This window comes from Blautia sp. OF03-13 (genome assembly GCF_003460685.1).
Lineage (GTDB): Bacteria > Bacillota > Clostridia > Lachnospirales > Lachnospiraceae > Fusicatenibacter > Fusicatenibacter saccharivorans.
Genome location: NZ_QTVR01000006.1, coordinates 51,440 through 75,701 on the forward strand (window position 1 = coordinate 51,440; position 24,262 = coordinate 75,701).

A 24,262-nucleotide genomic window follows, 5' to 3' on the forward strand; every position below is an offset into this window, starting at 1 on the left:
TAGTCTCTAATCCTTTCAAATCTCATTTTATATGACTTTTGCAAGCTGTTAAGCTAACTTGTGGAACATATGCCGAACCTTATCTATACGGCTATTCGGGCGGCGGGGTTGGCAAATAAATTTACCAATAGCTGGCTGGTATCCTTTTAACTCTGTCAAGCAGACTCCCTGCCCATTTGTGAAATAAGTTAAATCGTTCCTGTATTCTTGAATACATCTAGCAGGGATTTCTCCTTTCAGAATGACCTCGTCATTCTTTATCTGAGTACTTACAATATCTGCACAATACCTTGGAGCATCATGATACGCCCGTGAGAGATATTCCTGCGGTGCATAAATTTCAAAGTGGAGATATGGCTCTAATAGTTCTGTCCCTGCTTTTTTTAAAGCCTGCTCCAATACGATAGGGGAAAGCAGCCGAAAGTCTGCGGGGGTACTTACAGGACTATAATACAATCCATATTCAAAACAGATTTTACAGTCTGTCACTTTCCATCCATACAGCCCCTGCTCGCAGCCATAAAGAACCCCCTCCATAACCGCATTTTGGAACGATTGATTTAAATATCCAAGTGAAACTCTGCTTTCATACTGCACTCCGCTTCCAATAGGGAGCGGCTCTATGGACAACCCGACAGAAGCCCAGAAAGGATTTGGCGGGACTTCTATGTGGATGGTATATTCTGCTTTTCTAAGCGGTCTTTCCATATATATAACAGTAGGCTCTTTTATTTCTGCCTCCACATGATATTTTTCCTCAAGGATGGCACAAATGACTTCCATCTGCACATTCCCCAAAAAAGATAACATAATCTCATGGGTAACAGTATCAATGTCAAAATGCAAAAGAGGGTCTGTATCAGCAATCTCTGCGAGGGCATTTAACAGGGCTTCCCTTTGCTCCGGCTTTTGCGGCTCTACCGTTGTCCGAAGTAATGGCATGGGATTATCAATCCGTGTTTTGTGAGGCAGGAGTTTTTCATTTCCCAGGATATCGTTCAGTTTCAAAGTATCATCAGCTAAAATAACAATTTCTCCCGGACAGGCATGGTCAGCCGGGACGATTTCACCGTTTGTCGGAACACACATCTCTGTGATTGTTATTTTCTCTTTTTCAGATATTCTAATAACATCCCTCAAATGCAATGTTCCGCTATATATACGCACATAAACAAAACGCCGCCTTTTCTCTGAATATTCAATCTTAAAAACCTGCCCGCATAGTTCAGATTGACCTTCAGGCGTTGATGAATAAAATTTACTGGCAATTACTTCTATAAGCTGCCGAATCCCCAGATTGTTTTTAGCGCTTCCGTGATAAACGGGAAATAACGTTCCGTTTTGGAATCTCCTGTTTTCTTCCTGTTCCAGTTCTGACATTTTAAACGGTTTCCCTGACATATATTTCTCTAATAGTTCATCGTTTCCCATAATTACCGCATCCCACTGTTCCATATCGTCATTGTCCGTTACATTTATATGGGGATGCTGCCCAACCTTTTGCTTCACTATAATTTCCGAAGAAAGCTTTGCTTTCATTTCCCGATATACCATTGGCAAATCAATCCCCTCTTGGTCAATTTTATTGATGAAAAAGATTGTCGGAATCTTCATTGTCTGTAGTGCATGAAACAGTATACGGGTCTGTGCCTGTATGCCATCCTTTGCAGAAACTAATAATACTGCTCCGTCTAAAACGGATAAAGAACGGTATACTTCCGCCAAAAAATCCATATGGCCTGGCGTATCTATAATGTTGACTTTTACATCCTCCCACTGAAAAGATGTCACTGCTGTCTGGATAGTGATTCCCCTTTGACGCTCCAAATTCATTGTATCTGTCCTTGTTGTGCCTTCATCTACGCTCCCTAGTTCTGCAATTGCACCACTGGTATATAATAACTTTCCGTTAATGTTGTCTTTCCTGCGTCAACGTGAGCCAGAATGCCTAAGTTAATTATTTTCATGTGATTTTCCTCCTATCAACACCCAAAAAAGGGCATAAAAATACCCAGTGATAAATACTCCTATCACTGGGTAAATAACTCCAATAGCCCCAAAACACTTATATGTTTTCGGGCATATAAAATTACATGATAAAAGTATTCTTAAACTGGGTACAAAAAACTAAGCCCCATATTAAAAGTGAAACGGGACTGCTACTTTTTGTTCCCACTATCAAATTGACAGTTTATTTAAGAATACCTTGCCGCATATTTATTAACTCCTTGTATAAAACTGAATCTAATTATATTCCTTAACCCTTTATTTGTCAAGCCCTTTTTAGCATTATTGACAAGAGTATCTTCCTGCATTTCTTTGATCTGGTTCTGCATATTGGTGAGTTCTTCCGTCATGGAATCAATCTTTTTCTCCAGTCCATCCACATAGCTGCATATCTCAAATACATCGTTTGCCTGCTCTTTCATGGCATTTTTCTTTAATAAGTCGAGAAGTTCTCTTATGACCTCCTCATTGGTAAGTGTTTTTCCTGCTTCCATATCCATTCTGTTTCCTCCATTCTGTAAATGGGGCAGCCTTGGCCGCCCCTGTACTCTGATTACTGATTATCGAAAGGGCGTCGCCTCTTTGTCCTTCTCTTTATCGGGATTGCCATGATGTTTCTCTGCACTCTCTCTTGCATTTTCGTTGCTCTTATCCTTTGCTTTCTCATATTCAGAGATAATCTCATTATAGAGTTTTTCCCTGAAATCCTTTGTGACCGGATAGCAGACATCCTGGTAGATTGGCTTGCCCTGCTCGTCCACCTGCTTTGTCTTATAAGAAGGCATTGATACAAAGATTTTCTCTTTGCCCTGCACGATATTGATGTTATTTACGATGAAACTGTTTTCAAAATAAATGCGTGCAAGTCCCTTGATGTTACTACCTTCCCTCTCATAAGGTGTTACAGTTACGGAAAACTCCGGCATTTCCTGTGTACGCTCCTGCTTCTGTGTCTCCTCTTTCTCCGGTTCCTTAATTCTTGCATAGGCATCAAGGATATTGGTATAGAGTTCCTCTCGAAACTCTGCTGTGATAGGATTGCACACATCCTTATAGATCACACCGTTGCTTTCATCACGCTCATTGGAGCGGTATCTTGGCATTGATACAAAAAGCTCTCCCTTATCCTTATTCTCAAGGATTGCAATATTGGTAATCTTAAATGAATCACCAAATACTACTGTTGCAAATCCTTTGATGTTGCTGCCCTCTTTTGCTCTTACTTCGTTTACTTTAATTGAATACTTCATATGCTATTCCTCGCTTTCTTTTTGTTCTTTGTTTTGCTCCGGTATGATAAGCTCACACCAAAGCTGTTCTATCTGTTCACAAGACAATCTGCCATTAAGCCAGTTGCCAAGTGTAACGACCATTCCATCCTGCTCGTAATAGAGCCACTCCTGTGTTTCAATGTTCCCCTCATACACGATAGTCACATCAAAATCAGGCATAAATAATCCTTCCTCTGCATCCCATACACAGGCTATTCCCTGTCTGAGTGTCAGATTCAGGCTTTCGACATACACAGACCAGCCGCTTACGACTATCTGAAAGTCATCATCAATCTCAGCAATATCATCCTCGATGTCAATTAGCTCTTCCATTTCTGCTACTGCCTCTTCTATCTCACCTAATCGGTATCTCTTATTCATCCATCACCGCCTCCTTATAAATGCACCTGACCACAAAACGCATGGTTCCTTTCTGGGAACAGGTAAAAAGAGTTAATTCTTTTTCTGTACCCTGTGTCTTGATGCTGTTATCATACGGATTTACTACCTCTGTCTCTATTACCTCATAGATATGCTTCAGCCCATTTTTGTCGGTTATCATTACTTCATCACCTATGGATATCTGACTTAGTGGTGTAAAAAATGTGCCATATCTGCTGCCATTATGACCGCACAATACACAGTTGCCACTTTCTCCGATTCCTGCAGTCTCTTCTATATGACCAATCCCTGCATTAAGCACTTTACTTGTGGTTCCTTCCATTACCGGATACCTGATATCTAAGCCCGGTATCTCAATGATGCCGATAACACCGCCTTCTTTAAGAATGGCTTCATCCTCTTTACTAATGGAGGTTTGCTCTTCCTCCACATCTGTTTCTTCATCGTAATCATCCTCCAATGTCTGCTCAAATTCACTTATGAGCTGTTCTGTCTGTTTTTCTCCGGTTGTCCGCCAGAAAAAAGGGACTGCCATAATGGCAATCCCTGCTGCAATCAGTAGTCCTGCGACCACTTTTCTTATGCTCATATTATTCACTCTCCTATCGTGTTCTGCCCTCTCTGTCGGCTGGATAAGCACCTTTATCCTCTGCTACAATTGCTGCAGATTCCATTCTGTCATCAGCTTCTCTTTCTTCCTCCGGTCCGCTCAGGTCTGCATCCACAGCCTTTGCGTTCTCAAGGTCAAGCTGGGCATTCAGTTTACACTGCCTAGCCAGCTTTTCTTCCAGTTCCTTGCTGTACGCAAATGGCTTGTCATACTCTGCCTTTGATGCTTCAAGGTCATTCTGGTACTGCTCAATCTTCTTTTCAAAGAAATCAATGTTCTCATGGAGTCCATTGAACAGGTTTTCCAGCTTCACCATGCTGCCGACAGGACTTGTGGAAAGCTCTGCTTTATACTCTGTCTTTCCACGAAGCACCATATAATTGATGCCAAGGAAGTTCTTTTCCACAAGCAGCTCAAATCCGTGGAATTTACCGATTACAGTTGTCTCTCCGGTCTTACATTTACTGATTGCTTCAAGCATCATCGTTCCGCCATCCACACGCTCTGTGTAAGTTACTTTGCCTATGGTAATGGCAAATTCCGGATTATCAATCAGCTCTTTATCCCTTGCCTTTACATCCTCTCTTACATTGGCAAGCTTTTCTGTTGCTGTCTTAATCAGCTTCGGATACTTAATCATAAAGTTATCCTGCAAGCCATATCTCTGATTGTCATAGGATGCCTTTAAGAGCTTTAATCTCTGGACATCATTGTCAATCTCCATCTTTTCCTTGATTAAAGGATTGCCTGTGGCAACCGCTTTAATCTCTGCATAGGAAAGTGTTGCCTCGTCGATATCCTCACAGCTTCGGCTTACAGCCTTGCTTGTCATGACCTGACTGATGAATCGCTGCTTATTTTCAACAAGCGACCAGTTGTATGCATCAAATGTCCCTTTGGTGACATATCTGTAGATTGCCACCTCTTCATTTTCATTACCCTGTCGTATGCCTCGTCCTTCCCTCTGTTCAATAGAAGAAGGCTTCCAAGGGCAATCCACATGATGCATTGCAACAAGGTGTGTCTGCACATTGACACCTGTTCCACACTTGTCCGTTGAACCGATAAGAACCTTCTTTTTACCTGTCCTCATCTCCTTAAAAAGTGCGTCCCTTTGTGCATCCGTCTTGGCATCATGAATAAAAGCTATCTCATCTGCCGGAATACCATACTGGATCAGTGTTTCTTTCAGATAATCGTAGATGGTAAAGTCCTTATCTGGTCCCGGTGTGCCGATGTCCGAAAAAATAAGCTGGCAGCCTATATGACCATCAGCATTTCCTTTCTCATATTCTTTCCATACATTCTCCGCTACCTTATTGAGTTTTCCATCCGGATTGTTCGGCGCATCCTTATCAATCAGTCTGGCATCCGTTCCAAGAAGTCTTGCCTCATGGGTAATCTTTAGAAAGTTATCCACGCTTGGATCAACTCCACCGCCTCTGATACGCTCTGCCCTCACAACAAAGTCTTCCATGACCTGCTTCACATACCAGTCAGGCTCCGACTCCACTATAATAGGCTTGCCGCCACGGAGAGCTGGCACATCAAGGTCAAGCATGTCTGCGGTCTGCACATCTGCTACCTCACGGAAGATATTCATAAGCTCCGGCAGATTCGTAAACTTATTAAATCTGCTCTTAAAACGAAATCCGCTTCCCTCTACAGTAAGCTCAAGTGCTGTTGTCACTTCACCAAAGTTTGCTGCCCAAGAATCAAAGTGATAAATCCCCATCTCTTCAAGTGCCGCTTTCTGTAAGTAAAGCTGCATGACATACATCTCACACATGGTATTGGATATTGGTGTACCTGTTGCAAACACAATACCCCTGCCATCATTTATCTCAGACAAATACTGGCATTTAAGCTGCATATCCGTTGACTTCTTAGCTCCGCTACTGCTGATACCTGACACATTATTCATCTTGGAAAAAATCGCAAGGTTCTTAAAATTATGTGCTTCGTCTACCATAATAGAATCTACACCCAGTTCCTCAAAGGTAATAAGGTCATCCTTCCTGCTCTCATCTGACAAGGATTTCAGCTGTTCCTCCAGTTTTTTCTTCTGGCTTTCCATCTGCTTTACAGTCCATCGCTCTCCGTTACGCTCCTTCATCTCATCAATCGCATAGCTGATTTCATCAATCTGCTCGTTAAGCATTCGCTCCTTTCTCTCTGCGGAGATTGGGATTTTCTCAAACTGTGAGTGTGACATGATGATACAGTCATAGTCACCAGTTGCAATCCTTGATACGAACTGCTTTCTGCGGCTTTTTTCAAAATCACGCTCCGTGGCAACTAAGATATTTGCTGACGGATAAAGCCTTAAAAACTCTGATGCCGTCTGACCGATAAGCGGCTTTGGTACAACCATGATTGTCTTATTGGCAAGTCCAAGTCTCTTCTGCTCCATGCAGGCAGCCATCATCTCAAATGACTTTCCGGCACCGACACAGTGTGCCAGCAGAGTATTTCCCCCAAGAAGAATTCTTGCCACCGCATTTTTCTGGTGTGGCTTTAACTCAATCGCCGGATTCATTCCCGGAAACTGTAAGTGACTTCCGTCATACTCACGCAGGCGGATGTTATTAAATGTCTCGTTGTAATACTCCACATATTTCTGTCTTCGCTCCGGCTCTGCAAACAGCCACTCCTTGAACTTCTCCTTGATCATGTTCTGCTTTTCCCTTGCAAGCATTGTCTCATTCTTATTGACTTCGTAATGATACCTGCCATCACCGTCATCAATCCTGTCCCTGACTGTTACTGTCTTTAGATTCAGCGTATCCTCAAAAATAGAATAAGCATCCATGCGGCTTGTACCATAGGTCTTAGTAGCCGCCACTGAATGCTTATCCATGCTTTTATTCTCGATGAACCATTCCATGCTCATCTTATTTAAGTGTACCTGAATGCCTGTATTGTAAAACTGGCTTCTGACTGCCCTTGCCCGTCTTGGTGTATTGAGAAGCTCATAGATAAACTGCTCATAATCAAGCGGCTCAATCCATGTCGTGCCAATCTTTACATCAATATCCGAGGCTTCAATCCACTCCGGCTGTACCTTTTCAAGTGCTGCCACATTGCCTGCAAATTTTTCTGCCTGCGGATTGCCTGTATCCGCTGCCATAGCCTTTGCTACACGAAGCTTGTCTCTCACATTGCCGGAAAGATACTCGTCTGCCGTCTCCCAGCCGATGTCGGGATTGTTCTCGTTGTAGCGGTCGGGATTTAGGAAAATCAATCCATCCAGCTCTTCCACAAGAACTGCCCTTCTAAGCTCTGCCAAAGCATCATCACTAAATGTTATCTCATCAGCTGTCTGCCCGGACTTTTCTGCAAGTTCTTCCTTTACATTAGTAATATCCGGCTCATAGATAGAGAGCATATAGGCAAGATTTACATATCCAAATTCATTGACGGATACATTCAATGCTTCCACAGCAGTCTCAACCCTGTCTATGACAGTCTTTGCCTTAATCGTCTGCTTATAAAACATATCCGCTTTTTTCACCTCCCCGTCTTCATTTACTTCTTCAAGACTGCAAAGAAGTGGGTAATCGCTGTCATCTCTGAAAGCTATTCTGTTTGCTTTTGAAGTAATGGCTCCATACTGCTTTACGAAGGCATCATATTTTACATTAAGAAGTCTCTGCTTATCAGAAAGCTCCTCCTCGCTGCAGCCATCCATCTGGATATCAATCAGATCTCTTGTTATCTGTCTGATTTCATCAAGGCTTCTGATTCGCTCCTCGGCAGTCTGTGATACTTCTTTTCTTACCATCTCGGAATTTTCCCTGTAATAGAGTTTTCCTTCAAAAAATGTGTAAGTGTAGTTTCTCACATCCGGATCAGCCGGGATAACTTCCTCCGTCTGCTCCGCCTCATCTGCCACTCTCTCAAAATCTGTCATCTGGGCTTTGATATTACCGATAGCTTTGTTTAATGCTTCATAAATATTGAAGTTCTCATCATCATTCACGCAGACTGTGTATCTGCTGTCCTGTCCGTAAATCCTTGTGTCATATTCCATAGATCCAAGCATCATTTCCGGATGCTCTGCAAAATAAGAGTTGACTGCAATGCCATTCTCAGTTACACCAAGGTGTACCCAGTCCGGCTCAATATCAATCTTTCTCTCCCTTTTCTGCAAAAACAGGATATCTGCTGTCACTTCGGTTCCTGCATTATCTTTAAATGCAGTATTCGGAAGTCTTATCGCTCCCACAAGCTCTGCTCTTTCAGCCAGATACTTTCGGATAGTAGGATTTGCCTTATCAAGTGTTCCCTTTGTGGTAATCACCGCAACCATGCCTCCCGGTCTTACCTGATCAAGTGCTTTTGCCAGAAAATAATCGTGGATACGGAAGTTATACTTGTTGTACTTCGGATCAAAAACCTTATAATCACCAAATGGCACATTTCCGACAACTACATCAAAGAAGTTATCCGGATATGTGGTATTCTCAAATCCTGTGATACTGATATTGGCATTCTGATAAAGCTGCTTTGCAATTCTTCCCGAAATGCTGTCAAGCTCCACCCCATACAGCTTACTTCTCTGCATAGGTGCCGGCATACTCCCAAAGAAGTTACCGATACCCATAGATGGTTCTAATACATTGCCGCCTCTGAAACCAAACTGGACAAGTGCCGAGTTCATGCACATGGCAATCTCCGGTGAAGTATAAAAGGCATTGTTTACTGTTGCCCTAGCTGCAGCATACTCTTCATCCGATAACATCTCTTTGAGTTCTTTGTACTCTTTGCTCCAGCCTGCGTTTTCCTCGTCAAATGCCTGTGACAGTCCGCCCCATCCGACAAACTTCGACAAGGTTTTCTGTTCCTCCGGTGTTGCAAGCCTGTTTTCTGATTCAATCTGCTTTAAAGTACGAATTGCATCCATATTCCACTGATATCTGGTCTTGGCACCGCCTTTTTCCATTTCCCAGAGATTGTAATGGAAGTTGTGCTTCGTCTGCCCGGCAACATTCTTCTCATTTTCAAGACTTTCTACTTGCTGTACTGGTTCCTGCTTTGGTGTAAAATCTACAGTTTCCTGTGATTCTGTATCAGCCTGAATATCATCCACAGATACTGATACCACATCATCTGAAACTACATGTCCATTCTCATCAATCTTGGTTTCCCATCCATTCGCTATTGCTCTTTCCCTGGTTTCAAGACGATTAGCTTTTACACTATCCTCGATGTCAAAGAATCTCTTATAGACCGGATTCATCTTATCCCTGTCAGCCTTCTGCTTTATCTCTTGATAATACTTTTTCTGGTCTTCTCCGCAGTAAAATGGCTGTTTTACCATATAGGATAAAATCTCATATAACTCACGCCAGTCGAGAGCACCTTCCTTACGCACACCATTCCTGTTCTTATAGCTGATCTTCACATATCCACTTCTGATTGAGTACTCCACAAGACCATACTTATTGTTGGAATATGCCTTTCTTTCTGCATTATCTGTCCCTAATGCAATATCCCTGATAAGGTCAAGTTTATTGGGCATAAATGCAAAATCAGACTGCACCACATCCATAAGGAATGCCCTAAACGGAGTGTAGCAGCTGCAATCTGTTACAAGAATCTCCGCCGCATCACGCAGGTCTTCATCAAGCTCTGCAATACGCTTGGCATAATCAATCGGTGTAATATACTGAAGCTCTGATGGATCTTTTTCAGTTGTTTCAGCTTCTATCTCTGCACCATATTCTGCCTGTGTTACCATGCGGTCTTCATCGGCAGCTTCCTGTGGTGTCATGCCTTTTGCACTTACATAATCTCTGTTAGAAGCATAGCTCTCCGGCTCATCCGGTATTGCATAATCATCAATCTCTGATTCTGCCTCTTCCGGTTCCACTTCCCGATATTCGGCATCAATAACCTCATCATCCTCACGGAGTCCGTCCATCGCAAGCTCATCAATACGAGGTGTCTCAGGCTGGTATTCCCCTGTAAGAATAAGGACACCAAGCTCTTTTTCGATATCTTTCCATGAAACATATCCTTCAACCTCTCCATCCTCATCTCGCCACTGAAAACGCAGTCCGTTCCCATGAAATGTGTCATATCCGTGCAGTCCCAGTCCGTCAACCGGCCAGCCTGCACCTCCCTGACCATATTCTGCTTTGATACGCTTTGCTCTGGTTCCTGCATCAATCTCTGTTTCAAAAATCTTGCATACCCTGCCCTTACCACCGATAAAACCTGTACCTCTCATAAGCACCTGTTTGATATACTCACCTGGTACTGTTGCAGACTTTTTGGGATTCAGGTAATTGTATTTACCTGCTAATGCAGCTTTTCTGTCCTGCTCGAACTGACGCATAAACTGATTATTGTTTTCATCCTCAGTATGAATGGTGCCAATGCTTGCCTGCCCGTTCTGGTCGAAAAAAAAGGAAGCCTGTGTATATTCGGCTTCCTTACTAACACCCAATGAATTGATTTCATCAAGTTCCCTATTCAGTTCTGTATCATCAGATTCTAGTGGAATCGCATCACTATCTGATTCAGTACACTTCCTCTGCCTGCATCTTCGCCTGCTCTCTTATCTTCCACATCTCCATTGTCGATGACGGATTCTGTGGCTTGTGCTTCGCCAGATACTGCATCTCCAGCTGGTCGTACAGCTGGTTCGCTTCCTCCTCTACCGCTGACATCTTCTCGTACATCTTCCCGAATCTCATCAGCGTCTTGTATCTTGCCGGCTCGTTCTCCTTTAGATAGTTCATCGCCATCCTTCCGTATTTGCCCAGCTTCGTGAGATCCTCCGTCTCGTCCGGCATCTCTATCTGCGGATAAAGCAGTCCGTCCACTTCCTTGTAAGTCATTTCTTCTAACATATCCAATTCTCCTTTCGCTCTCGATTGCCTTTAAGTTACGACTAAATTCTCTAAGAACACTACAGGAGACATCGCATACAATGGAACCAAGACGGTAAATAATCTCTTCGTCTTTGATATTTACGATCTGACTAAAATCCTGTTCTTGCACAGATAAGTCAAATCCGCATCTCGTCCCTACAGCATACATGACACTTGCATATACAAGCTGCTCCATGTCCATTTCCTGCTGTAAGCCATTGCGTTTCTTACTTTCTTCCTTTATCACACTACCTGATAGCTGCATAAGCTCGGTCATTCGGTCTCCGAACTCTTCTTTTATTATAAGCCAAACATTTGTTCCTGTAAACTGTTTTAATATATTTTTTAGAGACTCCCTGTCGCTGTTATCGTACTGCTCAATCTGACCTTCTGACACAAGAAAATCCACATAATCCTTAAGATTTTCTCCCTCAAGGTCCCATGTCAGTTTGACATTCTTCCCTCCGGTATCACTGATATCAAAGATATACCTCATGCATGGATTCAGTGCCCTTGACGGGAAGATGGCGCAGCCTTTCGCACCACGCTTTACATATCTTCCCACCTTTTTCCAGGTATCATAATCTGCCATGAGTGTGCTTTTTTCCGGAGGTCTCTGAGCTGTTACCATAACGATATTGTCAAATTCATAGCGGTACAACTGACCTGCAACCTTTAAAACATCTTTCCAGTTCTTATCTGTTCTGGTGATGTTACCAATTTCAGAATCGTATATCGCTTTGACCTTCATATCAACGCCCATACCTTTGTCCTCCTCTACTTAAACATCTCTGCAAACAATCCCTTAAAGAGCTTTAACTCATCCTTATCCAGCTCGATTGCAAATTCATTGTCGATTGCCTGTTTTTCGCATTTATCCTTTTCCTTTGCAATCTTACGCACCACACGAAGAAGCACATAGCACTCCTTGGACTTTGCAATGCTCTGTTTAAAGGTCAGCTCATCCTCATCGACTGACTTCTGTGTCTGATAGATAATCTCTTTTAACTTATCATTGATACCATCTACTTCCTCAAGGGAAATAATAACGGATGCCTTAGAAGCACCCGATCTGTCCCACTCCTTATGAAGTTCCTTTACTAAAAACTCCATGTTCTTAATTACTGTTGTTGAATCACTTTTCATCTTGCTCTTCCTCCGTTTTCTTTTAATGAAGAAGGGAGCTGACTTTCGCTGATAGGTGCAAAATCAACTCCCTTCATGTCCTCTGCTCCAAGGACTATCTGCTCTGCATAATACATATCCATTGCCTTATTGATGGCATCGTCAAGCGACTCTGCCTTTACTTTCTGTACTCGTGAAAGCACTTCTTTTATCTCAACATCAAATTCCTGTTCCATATGATATCGCCTCCTGTAAAAATCTCATCACCGGCTCTTTTCTTCCTTTACCTGTCTTTCCTTAAAGCCTTCATCGTACTTTCCATCTTCCAGCCTGTCGTAAAAACAGTCCTCTTCAATCGTTCCAAAATCCTCATACATCTGGTGAAGGAAGTCATTCTGCAGCTTCTTTGGTACATCATCATCCTTTGACATATCCTGATAAAAATAGAACTTCTGCTTTAGCTTTGCCCTGTAATCATAGATATCCTCTATCTTTTCCGGTGTGCCATACTCCCTCTTGTATGCCTTGAAATTTGTAGTTGAAAGTGTGGAACCTAGATAAATGCCATGCTCCCACGATACCCCGATTGTGGTATTGTCCTTTGTAGGCTTCTCATCCTTCGGATAACGCTTATACTCTGTCGCACCAAGGGCGATTGTAAGGGAACCTGACTTCATATCCATCACCACAAGATTCCTTGGTGATAATGCTTCAAGCACCATGTAATCATGGTCATTGAAGTTATGAAATGTCTGTCCCCTTTCAAATGAGCGGTTCTCCATTTCATAATGCAGGTTAAAATCATCCACCCAGCCCTTATCGGTCATTCCAATCTCCTTAAGCTTTGCAACACATTCAGAAGAACTGGCTTCTTTATCAAACCGGAATTCTTTGGAATCGTTATAAAATCCCTGAAGAAAATGTCCGAGCTGAATATCATCCAGACAGAATCTCGCAGATACAGTTACATTTGCTGCCCTGTAATACTCTGTGAAGTTATCTGCTTCACCAAGTGTCCTTCCAAGCTGCAACAAATTTTCTGCAAGCTCTGACATATCATCAATTGCTATAAAACTCTTATAATCATCCAGAGTCATCAGCATATTTGTCTCTGTTCCCCTGTCGTTTTCTGTTACCAGTATCATATCTTTTAAATCCATTCTTACCTCCAGTCTCAGAGAGGGACTATGCCCTCTCTGCAAAATTTCCTGTTATGGTCTTCCTATCACAACAATCTTTCCTGTGCTTGCCACATCCCTGTAGACCACACCAAGACTTTCATTAAGTGCCTCTACCACCTTGCCATTTCCGACATATACTGCCACATGGCTGATGTTCTTATATCTTCCATTGCTTGTAAAACTGTAAAAGATAAGGTCTCCCGGCTGTAACTCATCAAAGGAGACAGTCTTTCCGGCTTCATCAAGTCCCTGTGCCTCCGCTGCCGCTGTGGTTGCACCGCCATAACTAATATCCACGCCTGCATCTTTCCATGAATAATAGGCTAAGGAACTGCAGTCATAATAGTTACCGCTGTCTCTTAAATCCTGACTATAAGGAAAACCAACTCTGTGTAGTGCATAGGAGCAGACTGTTTTCTGCCTGCTGTCTGTAATTTCGTTTAGGATGGCATTGATTTCATCCTCAGTCATGGAGCTTACTCCCGGACTGCCGCCTCCACCTCCACTTCCGCTTCCGGCATATCCAAGCTGTCCCATAAACTCAGGACTCATGATCTGCTCAAGCATTTCCACCTGATCAGAATTAAATCCATAGACCGAAATCATATCCCTGTACGATTTTAGTGTGACATTCACATACAGAACCGACTTCGTGACAGTAGTTACATTACCGTCTGCATCTGTTTCTTCCACATCTTTTGTTCCTGTGCTTGTGGTGTATGAACACATATCATTTACAACTGCCTGCAGCCAGCCTTTAGAAGTATCATTCATGACTGTTGCAGTATCTCCGACACCATGCTTGACCATATAGACTGCCATGATGTCATAGTAATTGCTTGGGTTTTCTTCCATACCTTCATAATCCACATATACAAGCTCTCCAAGGTCATATCCGGTATGCTCATTCACTTTCGTGTTCACATCCCGGTTAAACTCCTGCACATAAGCACTCGTTACTGTCTGCACGGTATCTCCTGATTCAAGTGGTGGCAGGAATAAAGCAAATGGAGAATTGTAAAGGATTGCTATCGCCGCAATAACCGGAACAGCAATCGTGGCAACTACAAGAACAAGTAACAACAGCACCAGTCCGACAATCGGTGCCGCTGCCTTTACCCAGGTAATCGCTTTTCGCACAATCAGATCCTTTACCAGCTTTGCCACGCTGTCTGTCTGATTCTCCTGTGCTTTCATCTTATCCAGAAAGAATTTTATCTTCCTGCTCCGGTTGGTCATCTTTTCATCCTTGACCTCTATGGACACACCTGCAGCATATCCGGCTACCATGCCGATTGCAGTTCCTACTCCCGGTGCAACCGCTGTTCCTGCCGCTGTAGCAGCTGCCTTTGTAGCAGTTTTCGTTGCAACCTTGGCAGTAGTCTTGGCTGTTTCTTTTGCCGTCTCTTTAGCTACCGTCTTGGCTGTATCTTTGGCAGCTTTCTTTGCTGTCTTTTTTGCCAGCTTCTTTCCTGCCTCTACCTTCTTGATACGCTTCTTTGCCTCGGCTGCCGCCTTTTTCCTGAAAAGTGCTGCACCCTTAGAAGCAGTTCCGGTAACAGGTCGGCTTGATTCATATGCAAGATATGCTGCCTGCGATACCTCCTGCCCACCCTCCACCTGCTCCGTTACTGCCCCAGCTGCAAGTGCTCCTGTTCTTCCTGCAATGTGAAGATTGGTGTTCTTGGTCTTGATGGAAATGTTTGATTCTTTAAGGTTTCGCTTGAATCTTGATAATCCCTTATTCTTCGGCTCTGACTGATGAATGGTGCTCTTGCGATAGGACTTCTTTTTATCATCAGATACCTTTGCACCGATAGTTTTAGGACCTCTCTCTACTGTATAGATGTTGCTGCCTTTAATCTTGGCACCCTTTGGCTCGTGGGCATGAATCTTGGCTTTCTCCTTGGTGTGAATGACCATTGGCTTGTCATCAACCTTTCTAATTTTCAATTTTCTCACCTCCTACTTTGAAAAATAAAATAAGCCGCTAGGGAGCAAAAATTACTCCTTAACGGCTATGTAAAATCATTCAATATTCAATTATTAAAAACAACATGTAACTGAAAGTTTGACATTATCTATTACAATGTAAATAATGCTTTTTCGTAGTCCTTAACATAATACTTAATATTAGTTCTTCCTTTTTGTACTACAGTATGTCCCTCATTTTCAAGCATTTCCTTTTGTGCCTCAATTCCTCCGGGATACTTTGCATTTAATTCTCCATTTGCTTTTAATGTTCTCCAATAAGGGGTTTTATCCTCTGCACGTTGATAACTCGCCCATGCAACTATTGAAACAAAAATTCCGGCTGTGATTGGCTCTGTAAAATCAGCACCGCTTTGTTTAGCAAAGTAATCTCTTATTGTACCTACAGTAAGCAATTTACCACAAGGCACAAGTCGCATTACTTTGTCATAGTCAATAGGTGGAGCAAAGTACATTTTATCTCCACCATATTTTTCAATGCTTTTTTCATCTGTTATTATTTGAACTTTAGGCATATCCTTGCTATCCATAAGCATAGCATTAAAATCTTTTTTATCTTCATTTGCCATAAGTATCACCTCCAAGCCAATCATATCTCAATAAATATACTCATGCAATGAGACGGTTTTAAAATTTCTCTCAAAAATTCAAATTTTCTTTTCCCTAATAATTACAAATATTCCTTGGAAATTACTTCCACACCATACATTTCCATAAATGCATCCAGGTCCGCTGCATCCCCAATCAACATATTCTCGTCAAAGTGTACGATATGCATATCTTAAAATCCAGCCACATGTTCTCCGGTACAAATGATACATTTTAGAACTGCTTCCTTATTTATTTTTCATATCGAATCTTATATGCTTTTTTCTTTAAAATAGGGAATATCTAATTTATTATCATCAAGGTCGGATATTCATCCGACCTCTTGATTATACTATAGATTCTATAAAAATTCATCTGTTATCACTGCAGCATTGCTTCTTTTTTCTTCTGTTCCGCAATCTTCTCATGAATGTTGGTATTATACAGCCTGTACAAATCTGTATCCTTACTAATCTGATTATCAAACGGAATCACCACCGAGCCACACTTGATAAGTCCCATTCCCGATGCAGTATTGGTTACAAATCTAAGCTGTGCCTCTGATACTCCGATAACCTCTGCCATCTTGGAACTGTCTGTATTCGCCTGCTTTAAAAGTGCCACAAACTCTGAGTTTGCAAGCATTGTGGTTGCTGTGTAATTCTGCAACAGATCGACGACATTCTGCGTGATACCGGTACAAAGACCTCCCTGCTTTCTTACTTTCTTCCAAAGCTGCTGCAAATATTTTGCAGAATACTCCGAATTAAGCAGGACGTGGAATTCATCAATATAGAGCCATGTTGCCTTGCCTCGCTTACCATTCTCAACAATCCTGTTCTGAATGGATTCCATCATAACAAGCATTGTGATAGGACTAAGTTCTGTACCCAAGTCCCTGATGCCATATACTGTAAATCTGTTATCCACATCCACATTTGTCTGGTGATTGAAGATGTTAAGTGAACCATTTACGAAAAGCTCTAGTGACAATGCAATGTCCTTTGCCTCATCCTCCGGCTGCGCCATAAGGATATCGTAGAAATCACTCATTACAGGGATATACTTCTCTTTACTCCTTGCAATGTCGATATAGAGCTTTCTCACACAGCGGTCGATGATTGACTTCTGTCTTGAATTTAAACTGTCACCGATGCACTGCTCACAAAGTCCAAGCATAAACTCGCCCTTTTCTCTTACCATTCCCTTTGAATCATTCGGATCAAGGCTCCATACATCCATCTCCAGCGGATTCACATAGTTATCCGTGTAGGTAGACATATTTACTACAGTTCCGCCATAAGTCTCGGCAATATCAAAGTATTCGTTCATTGGATCTATGACGATTATCTCATCATCTCCCGACAAGAATACGCTGCCCATTTCCATCTTGCAGAAGAAGGATTTACCGGAACCCGGCACTCCGAAAACGAATCCATTTCCATTGATGAGCTTCTTTCTGTTTCCGATGTTCACATTTTTGCTGATCTGATTGATGCCATAATAGTTGCCTGTGCTGTCATTAAGCTCCTGCACATTAAATGGCATAAGCACCGCAAGTGACTGGGTAAGAAGAGTACGCATTGTCTCCACCTGTCTTACTCCAATCGGAAGTGCAGTGTTGAGTGCCTCTCTCTGCTTTAAGTAGTGTGTGTCAATCGTACAGCTGTTACGCTTTCCGATAGTTTCCACTGTCTCACATACACTCTCAAGCTCCTTCTTGCTTTCTGCCATAAGAATAATGGTAACTCCCACGAAGAAAAGGCACTGGTCATTCTCACGGACATCATCCATGATTTCCTCAATCTCCTTTTTCTCCGTTCTCTTGGCATATGAGATTTCCGTAGAAAAATCGTTATTCTTATTACGGACTCTCTGCTGCTTAATGATATCCGACTCAATACCAAGGTATTTCTTCTGAAGCACCTTTGTGGTCAGATCCTTTGGCACAGGCACCACATCAATGCTCGTAATGGAATGAACCGGAAGGGAAGTAATCTCATTGATGAATCTGTCTGACAAACTGCTCGGATACTTTTTAATAAAAAGTGCCTTGCAGAATTTACTCTCATCCTCAAAATGGTCTGGGAAATATTTCACCATCCCATTGCACAGATCATTTCTAAAATCTGCCCCGACCTTCTTTGCCTTTTTGATATCAAAATCAAAGCTGCCCTCATCTCCAAGATGATAATAGTCATAAAGCACTTTCAGCCTCTCATTTCCATTAAGAGGCACAATCTCCGCACCAAGCTCAATGAAAGCCTTGTGTATCGTTGCCTCAAGGGTTGCAAACTGTGCCTTCGCCTCCTCAAAGTTCTTTCTCTCAATCGTGATCGTCAGGTATCTCTCCTGCTCAATCCCCTGTCTGCCCTCAATAATCTTCTCTTCAATGATGTCATTGTAAATTCTTCTGTAATTATTGAAACCATCATTTTTCTCAGCAATCAGAACCTTGTCACGGAGTTCATCCATGTTTTTGTTCTTATTGTTGATCGTAATCTTATAATTACAGTCCAGCGAATTTAAGAACTTGCAGTATCTCTCGAAAATACCGATCTGCTCATCCTCGGTTGCTGTCGTGTAATTGATGTCCTGAAAGCGGTAGCATTTGGAATACTTATTTTTGCTTACTTCAAAAATGCCGTTTTCAGCCACCGCCATAATCTCTATGGTTTCCTGAATGGATTTAGGTGTCTTATACAAAGGCTCACTCGCCTTCTTTAATAACTTAAATCCGTCTGTAAATAAACCCATGTCTCTAACCTCGCTTTCTTATAATGAAAGCCCGCCGGGAACTTCACCCTGCGGGCTGTGTTCCCGACCTTGCGGTCAGATACTATTTATTTCTAATGCATTGCCTTATATGCTGCAATACCAGCTGCTGCCGCCACAATGACTGCGACAAGTCCAAGCAGCATGTTTCTCGTCTTTTTCTTCATTGCTTCAAACTCCTCCTGCTTCTTTACAGCTGAATCAGCTGTTACAGTCTCCGGTTCAGCCTTTCTGCCTTTCTTCTTTACCTGTTCATTCTGTTCTGCTTCTAACTTCTTTATTGCAGGCTCTCCCTCTGTTGATACATAGGTAAGTGCCCTGTTGCCAAACATAAAATGCAGTTTCTTTCCCATATACTCGTAAAAATTCATCCCATTAAAGGAATAGAATCCGCCAAGAGCAATCGGTGCCACACAGGGAATTGCCACATAAGCAGAACCCGTAAGACCGATATACTTGTAAAGAAGAAGGACGATACCGCCACCAACCACTACGCTTGCAATGGAAAATATAAGCTGCCTTGCAGTAAGTCCCATTGCAACCGATTCCTGATAGCGGTCAATATCCTTGTTTACTTCGATTACCATTGTCCCTGCCTCCTATCTTGATAAATCCTTTGTCTCCGGCTTTCTTGTCATTCCGATATTTGCCTCATACTTATCCATTCCATCCGGACACAGTTCTCTAAGCTTATCTACATTGAACAGATAAAGCGGATATTCGCAGAAACCGCTCCTTTGCGTGAATCCTGTAAACTCTCCAATGTCATTGTCTGTAATAAACTTTTCAATATCCGGCATGTCATTCACATTCAGATATCCGCAGTAATTTGGTGCTGCAACAGATAAATTCACTGTCACATCCCCAAAAGGCTCCTCATATCCATCTTCATTACACATAAGACCAATAAACATTGCCCTGTTATTCATATACTGCTGGATATCAAATGTCACCTGCGTTTCTCCGGTTATACTTGAATTATAAGTAACCTGTTTCTTTTCATTATCCATTTCTGCCTCCTTCTATAATCCAAATGCCTTGCTTGTAAGTGTCTGTGCACCCTTCACGCTTCCAACAGTCATTGCTATCGTAAATGTCATTTCACACAGATATATAAGTGTCTGTGCCCAGTCAGCATAACTTCCTGTAAATGCCGGAAGTCCTGCATTGATAAATGCATTACATACCACAATCGCAAGTGCCATCGTTACTGCCTCAAACACACATGACAAGAAATATTTACAGTAGGTAGCCATTGTATGACTGACCATTCTGTTTCCTGCCATCGTGGAGCAGGCAATCGCACCAAGCGGCACAATAATCAGAATCTTTAAGAACCTGAAATACACTGTGTAGATGATAAAAAATCCACAGATAATAATGATGATTGCAAGCAAAGCTGTAAGTATCAGCATTACCAGACTTTCACCAAATCCGAGTCCCTTAATGATGTCTGCCTGTGTACTGTCAATGGCAAGCTGCATCGTTGTCCCGGCAGATATAAGTCCCACCAGATTTCCTATGGAAGTAAAAAATGCTTTCATAATCGTGACATTATTTGCAACAAACCATTCTGCAAGTCCCAGTCGGATAAGCATACGCAGGATTGATTCAAACCTCATCTCATCTTTTACGTCTATGCTTTCCGAGCAGAAACCGATAACAAAGAACAGCACAACAAGGGAAGAGCCGACCGCTACAAAGACCGGCTCAATACCCTCAATGACTGCCCAGGGACCTCCGCCCTTGAAACTGACCGGTGACTGTCCAAGCATTGCAAAGACCAGGGATATCTGATTGTTCCAAAACCCAAACACCGCCTCAAGAAGTGCAAGGATCTTGTCTCCAAGCTTAAAAATATCCATACTTGTTATTCACCTCTTTCCTTTTACTAAAAGGGGAAATACATTTCCCCAATCTTAGAAGCCTAAGAATGTCAGAACTGTTGAAATACCAGCCATCATGACACCTGCCACAATCCCTTTCAGAGCGGAGTTCATGGTAGATGAATCCTGCTGCTGATATGCTTGTGCGAACTCCATGACATTCTTTGCAAGAATAATGACACCAACAGCACCAATGACTGCAATAATAAGTGTCTTTAAGTTCTCAAGTGGCTGTGTTACTGCGGAAGTACCTGTACCTGCTGCAAAACAAGTAGTGCTCATAAGCATTACTCCCATAAGTGCTCCGGATACTGCCGGAACGAATCTCTTTTTTAAGTGAATGAATCTACTCTTCATGCCTTTCTCCTCCATCTGATTGTTGTTTGTTGTTGAAATAACCTGTTCTTTTCTCATGTTGTTTAATCTCCTTTTTTGAAGTGACAGAAGCGGAAAAAGCCAGAAAGGAATACACATATTCCAATCCGGCTAGCTTTCCGAACGGAATATATGCATTCCTTTCTGTCCTGTTGATAGTTACTCTATGATAATCAGGCAATGCCTGTTGTACTGGTTAATCGGGCTTTCCCCGATGCGTTTTTGCTGTGACCATCTCCTTTCAAGGTATGAAAAAAAGCACCTTAACCATATGGCTAAAGTGCTAATTTACTCTCAAATTTGCTTTATTCTAAAAGCATTCCATCAATTATTGCAAACTTTGTCTTAAATATAGATCTATTCTGGCAATATCGTAATATGACATCCTGTACATAAGGTCTTGTACAATAACTGTCTACCACAATCTGTTTATCTTCCTCTTTCTCTATCCTCTTAAATATGCCTTTTTCATTCCAATCCGTCTTTACAGCATCTACTAAATCATTACTCATCTCAAGATGTGATAAAATCGTGGAATTCAACTCGGTTTCTTTAATTTCAGATATTTGTCCATAGTCATTAAGTTGCTTCAATTCTCTCTTAATTGCCTCCGTGTAACTTGTCATATTATTATCTCCTATCAATAAGTATTCAGGTGTTACATCTAGTGCCTTTGCTAGTTGTAAAAGATTATACGCACTTGGCTCTTCATTGAGTCTACCTTGTTCATAACGTCGTATACTCTGAACAGATATATTTGTTATCTTACCCAGCTCTTCCTGTGTATAGTTTCGTATATTACGCAACTCTTTTAATCTATCTGCAAAAGTCTTTTCCGTATTCATCCTGTACCTCCAATATAAAATAATTTCTGTCTTTTGTAACTGCTCACATGTTAGTAGTCCAATAAGCTGAAGCATACCATGTGAGCAAATTATATCATATACTCTGTAATATATCTAAAAACATTACTGCTTCTTTCGATATGAACTCATCTTCTCCACAGTAACCTCCGGATAAAAGTAAGTAAGAATCGTTGCCTTCGGAACTCCTGCCGCAAGTGCCTTCTTCACTTCCTCTTTCTGCTCCGGTGTATATGACCAGTGCAGCATTCGGTTTGTGATTGTATCCTCCCACTTAGGCTTTTCCCTCTCAGGATTCCTTACAGGCTTAGTACCAGCACTTCCATTAGAAGAGTTAGCACATTCTGTAGTATCAGACTTCTGTGACTCATCGACATACTCAAGCTCATTTGCCTGCTCCCTGTCAATCTTTGCTTTCTGCTCTGCCTCATCCTGCATGGAGAATCTTCTGCTTAACTCCGCATCACCAAGCATCATAAACTGCTCATAGGTAAGAGAATCTATATACACATTCTCGCCCTTATCCCTCAGCTTTTCATAATACTTAACTGCCTTGTCTGAAAGAATCTCAAATGGCGGACCGATAAGATTATCTGCTCCTCTTATCTGATGAACATAAGGCTCTCCCTTGCCATCTGCTGTCTGGTTAAACATCGAATGATTGAACGGTATGAACTTATTGTCCATGATAGGATCAAAACCACGGATAAAGATAATACATTTCTTATTATCCAGCTTTCTGACTTCATCGGGTGTAAACAATTCTCTGCCTAATACATCATAGTTTCTTGAAGAGCTTCCCTGTCTGCCCTTTGTTTCTCCACTTGACTTCTTATCAATCGTACCTTTTCCAAGCAGCTCTGACACATACTTATGCGTACTCTGCTCGTTTCCACCGAGATAGATGAACGTATCGCAGTTGCCGGGAATTGTCTCCCAGGTATCTTTAAAAAGTGCTTTTAACTGGGCAAAGTTCTGAATAATGATAATACTTGAAATCTCACGGCTTCGCATTGTCGATAACAGTGAACAGAAGTCATCTGGCAATGCGACATTCGCAAATTCATCTAACATAAATGTCACATGGATTGGCAGCCTTCCACCACAATTAAAGTCTGCCTGATAGTACAATTCCTGAAATATCTGCGTGTATAACATACCGATAATAAAGTTATAGGATTTGTCACTATCCGGGATTACACAAAAGAGTGCTGTCTTTGTCTCCCCATCTCCGTTTACACCAATACCGATATCGGACAGATTAAGCTCATCTTTGGAGAGTAATCGTAAAACCTGCTTATTTTCAAGAAATGCAAGTCTTGAGTTGGCACTGATGATAATGGAACGGACGGTATCTCCTGCACCTCTCATACATTTGTTGTACTGCTTGACTGCCGGATGATTGGCTCCGAGTGGGGAACTTTCCTCTAAAAACTTCATACGCACATCCAGCTTTGATGCCTTCCCCTGCTCTGTAACCTCTGCCTCTCCAAGAAGTTTAAGTACTGTCTCAAAGTTTCTCTTTGCCGGCTGTACCTCCAGCCACACATAATAAAAGATAGCCTGTAAGAACAATCCTTCCGCTTTTTCCCAGAACGGATCACTTGGTGTCGCTCCCTTTGGTGTCGTATTGCTGATAAGGTTTGTAATCAGCTTGACCACATCTGTTTCCTCTCTGATATAGGAAAATGGATTGTAACAGTCTGATTTATCCATCTCTAACAGATTAATGACTTTCAGGTTATATCCGTTATTTTTTAACATCTGCCCGCAGCTTCTAAGGATTTCTCCCTTTGGATCGGTACAGATAAAGGAACAGTTATGCGGCATCTGCATCAGATTCGGCTTTACTTCATAAAATGTTTTTCCTGCTCCGGAACCACCACAGATAAGGATATTTCCATTGAGCTTGAGTCTCCTGAAATCCAGCGACATCTTCACATTCTGGCTGAGTATCCGGTTGAAATTTTCATCCTTATCTGCAAGTATCTTGTTGACCTGCTTCGGATTTTCAAATCTTGCCGTACCAAATTCTTTGCCAGGCATATAGTTTCTCTGACTGGTGTAATACATGACAATAGCCATCGCATAGATACCTAATGCAATGGCTACTGCTTTTACTGTATTGGAATTGTAATAATTGGCAAAAGGAACAGCACATACCTCATTGAATCTGTCCATAAATTCATTAAAGGCAATCCCTTCCGTCCACGCACCATTTATCAGATAACCAAGATACCCTGCTAACACTGCACCCACAAGGATGAATATCAGTGACGGCATTTTCTTTGTTGTCTGCATAGGCT

General features: G+C 42.0%; 17 protein-coding genes and 2 pseudogenes. All 19 read right to left on the reverse strand.

The genetic code is table 11. From position 1 onward, the window contains the following. Positions 1-48: 48 nt before the first annotated feature. Positions 49-1,967 (reverse strand): annotated as a pseudogene (gene tet(O), locus DXA55_RS06075) (tetracycline resistance ribosomal protection protein Tet(O)). Between the two features lie 303 nt (positions 1,968-2,270). After that, a pseudogene (locus tag DXA55_RS06080) lies at positions 2,271-2,507 on the reverse strand (DUF6674 family protein); the annotation flags it as partial. 60 nt (positions 2,508-2,567) lie between these two features. Next, positions 2,568-3,257, reverse strand: a complete 690-nt coding sequence (locus DXA55_RS06085) for a SpoVG family protein (RefSeq protein WP_117477954.1) — start codon at positions 3,255-3,257, stop codon at positions 2,568-2,570. A gap of 3 nt (positions 3,258-3,260) precedes the next feature. Then, the gene (locus DXA55_RS06090; protein WP_117477953.1) at positions 3,261-3,659 is read right to left on the reverse strand and encodes a hypothetical protein; all 399 of its coding nucleotides are present in this window, start codon (positions 3,657-3,659) and stop codon (positions 3,261-3,263) included. After that, positions 3,652-4,269, reverse strand: coding sequence for a class D sortase (locus DXA55_RS06095; RefSeq protein ID WP_117477952.1), 618 nt, complete (start codon positions 4,267-4,269; stop codon positions 3,652-3,654). The genes DXA55_RS06090 and DXA55_RS06095 overlap by 8 nt, the downstream gene beginning before the upstream one ends. A gap of 13 nt (positions 4,270-4,282) precedes the next feature. Continuing rightward, positions 4,283-10,744 (reverse strand): helicase-related protein, encoded by a 6,462-nt coding sequence (locus DXA55_RS06100; protein WP_242998379.1) that lies wholly within the window; start codon positions 10,742-10,744, stop codon positions 4,283-4,285. 47 nt (positions 10,745-10,791) lie between these two features. Beyond that, entirely contained in the window at positions 10,792-11,934 is a 1,143-nt protein-coding gene (locus DXA55_RS19545) for a hypothetical protein (RefSeq protein WP_330415136.1), read from the reverse strand. A gap of 14 nt (positions 11,935-11,948) precedes the next feature. Then, on the reverse strand, positions 11,949-12,317 hold the full coding sequence (locus tag DXA55_RS06105; protein WP_106492169.1) for a hypothetical protein: 369 nt from the start codon (positions 12,315-12,317) through the stop codon (positions 11,949-11,951). Further along, entirely contained in the window at positions 12,314-12,532 is a 219-nt protein-coding gene (locus tag DXA55_RS06110; RefSeq protein WP_015567852.1) for a DpnD/PcfM family protein, read from the reverse strand. Before DXA55_RS06110 ends, DXA55_RS06105 begins: the two co-directional genes overlap by 4 nt. Positions 12,533-12,559: 27 nt before the next feature. Then, positions 12,560-13,456, reverse strand: a complete 897-nt coding sequence (locus DXA55_RS06115) for a hypothetical protein (protein ID WP_117568848.1) — start codon at positions 13,454-13,456, stop codon at positions 12,560-12,562. Positions 13,457-13,507: 51 nt separating this feature from the next. Then, positions 13,508-15,400 carry a C40 family peptidase gene (locus tag DXA55_RS06120; protein ID WP_117813443.1) on the reverse strand — a complete coding sequence of 631 codons (1,893 nt, stop codon included), beginning with the start codon at positions 15,398-15,400 and terminating at the stop codon, positions 13,508-13,510. 161 nt (positions 15,401-15,561) lie between these two features. After that, positions 15,562-16,038 (reverse strand): MGMT family protein, encoded by a 477-nt coding sequence (locus DXA55_RS06125; protein WP_055160137.1) that lies wholly within the window; start codon positions 16,036-16,038, stop codon positions 15,562-15,564. A 400-nt stretch (positions 16,039-16,438) separates the two neighbouring features. After that, positions 16,439-18,814 carry a VirB4-like conjugal transfer ATPase, CD1110 family gene (locus DXA55_RS06130; protein ID WP_117813352.1) on the reverse strand — a complete coding sequence of 792 codons (2,376 nt, stop codon included), beginning with the start codon at positions 18,812-18,814 and terminating at the stop codon, positions 16,439-16,441. Between the two features lie 92 nt (positions 18,815-18,906). Next, on the reverse strand, positions 18,907-19,419 hold the full coding sequence (locus DXA55_RS06135; protein WP_005340536.1) for a PrgI family protein: 513 nt from the start codon (positions 19,417-19,419) through the stop codon (positions 18,907-18,909). A gap of 12 nt (positions 19,420-19,431) precedes the next feature. After that, complete coding sequence (locus DXA55_RS06140) at positions 19,432-19,842, reverse strand: DUF4313 domain-containing protein (protein WP_004611541.1); 411 nt, start codon at positions 19,840-19,842, stop codon at positions 19,432-19,434. 12 nt (positions 19,843-19,854) lie between these two features. After that, on the reverse strand, positions 19,855-20,697 hold the full coding sequence (locus DXA55_RS06145) for a hypothetical protein (RefSeq protein ID WP_117606312.1): 843 nt from the start codon (positions 20,695-20,697) through the stop codon (positions 19,855-19,857). A gap of 54 nt (positions 20,698-20,751) precedes the next feature. Then, on the reverse strand, positions 20,752-21,132 hold the full coding sequence (locus DXA55_RS06150; RefSeq protein ID WP_117606311.1) for an electron transporter RnfA: 381 nt from the start codon (positions 21,130-21,132) through the stop codon (positions 20,752-20,754). 266 nt (positions 21,133-21,398) lie between these two features. After that, entirely contained in the window at positions 21,399-21,938 is a 540-nt protein-coding gene (locus DXA55_RS06155) for a helix-turn-helix domain-containing protein (RefSeq protein ID WP_242998380.1), read from the reverse strand. 123 nt (positions 21,939-22,061) lie between these two features. Next, complete coding sequence (locus DXA55_RS06160) at positions 22,062-24,257, reverse strand: VirD4-like conjugal transfer protein, CD1115 family (RefSeq protein WP_117606309.1); 2,196 nt, start codon at positions 24,255-24,257, stop codon at positions 22,062-22,064. Positions 24,258-24,262: the final 5 nt, after the last annotated feature.

Bases quoted from the DNA above. Each gene is read 5' to 3' on its own strand.
- DXA55_RS06090 (WP_117477953.1), bottom strand. From the start codon at position 3,659: ATGAATAAGAGATACCGATTAGGTGAGATAGAAGAGGCAGTAGCAGAA.
- DXA55_RS06150 (WP_117606311.1), bottom strand. From the start codon at position 21,132: ATGAGAAAAGAACAGGTTATTTCAACAACAAACAACAATCAGATGGAG.
- DXA55_RS06115 (WP_117568848.1), bottom strand. From the start codon at position 13,456: ATGGATTTAAAAGATATGATACTGGTAACAGAAAACGACAGGGGAACA.
- DXA55_RS06095 (WP_117477952.1), bottom strand. From the start codon at position 4,269: ATGAGCATAAGAAAAGTGGTCGCAGGACTACTGATTGCAGCAGGGATT.
- DXA55_RS06135 (WP_005340536.1), bottom strand. From the start codon at position 19,419: ATGGTAATCGAAGTAAACAAGGATATTGACCGCTATCAGGAATCGGTT.
- DXA55_RS06160 (WP_117606309.1), bottom strand. From the start codon at position 24,257: ATGCAGACAACAAAGAAAATGCCGTCACTGATATTCATCCTTGTGGGT.
- DXA55_RS06085 (WP_117477954.1), bottom strand. From the start codon at position 3,257: ATGAAGTATTCAATTAAAGTAAACGAAGTAAGAGCAAAAGAGGGCAGC.
- DXA55_RS06140 (WP_004611541.1), bottom strand. From the start codon at position 19,842: ATGGATAATGAAAAGAAACAGGTTACTTATAATTCAAGTATAACCGGA.
- DXA55_RS06125 (WP_055160137.1), bottom strand. From the start codon at position 16,038: ATGGCAAATGAAGATAAAAAAGATTTTAATGCTATGCTTATGGATAGC.
- DXA55_RS06110 (WP_015567852.1), bottom strand. From the start codon at position 12,532: ATGGAACAGGAATTTGATGTTGAGATAAAAGAAGTGCTTTCACGAGTA.
- DXA55_RS06120 (WP_117813443.1), bottom strand. From the start codon at position 15,400: ATGGTCATTCACACCAAGGAGAAAGCCAAGATTCATGCCCACGAGCCA.
- DXA55_RS19545 (WP_330415136.1), bottom strand. From the start codon at position 11,934: ATGGGCGTTGATATGAAGGTCAAAGCGATATACGATTCTGAAATTGGT.
- DXA55_RS06155 (WP_242998380.1), bottom strand. From the start codon at position 21,938: ATGAATACGGAAAAGACTTTTGCAGATAGATTAAAAGAGTTGCGTAAT.
- DXA55_RS06130 (WP_117813352.1), bottom strand. From the start codon at position 18,814: ATGGGTTTATTTACAGACGGATTTAAGTTATTAAAGAAGGCGAGTGAG.
- DXA55_RS06105 (WP_106492169.1), bottom strand. From the start codon at position 12,317: ATGAAAAGTGATTCAACAACAGTAATTAAGAACATGGAGTTTTTAGTA.
- DXA55_RS06145 (WP_117606312.1), bottom strand. From the start codon at position 20,697: ATGGATATTTTTAAGCTTGGAGACAAGATCCTTGCACTTCTTGAGGCG.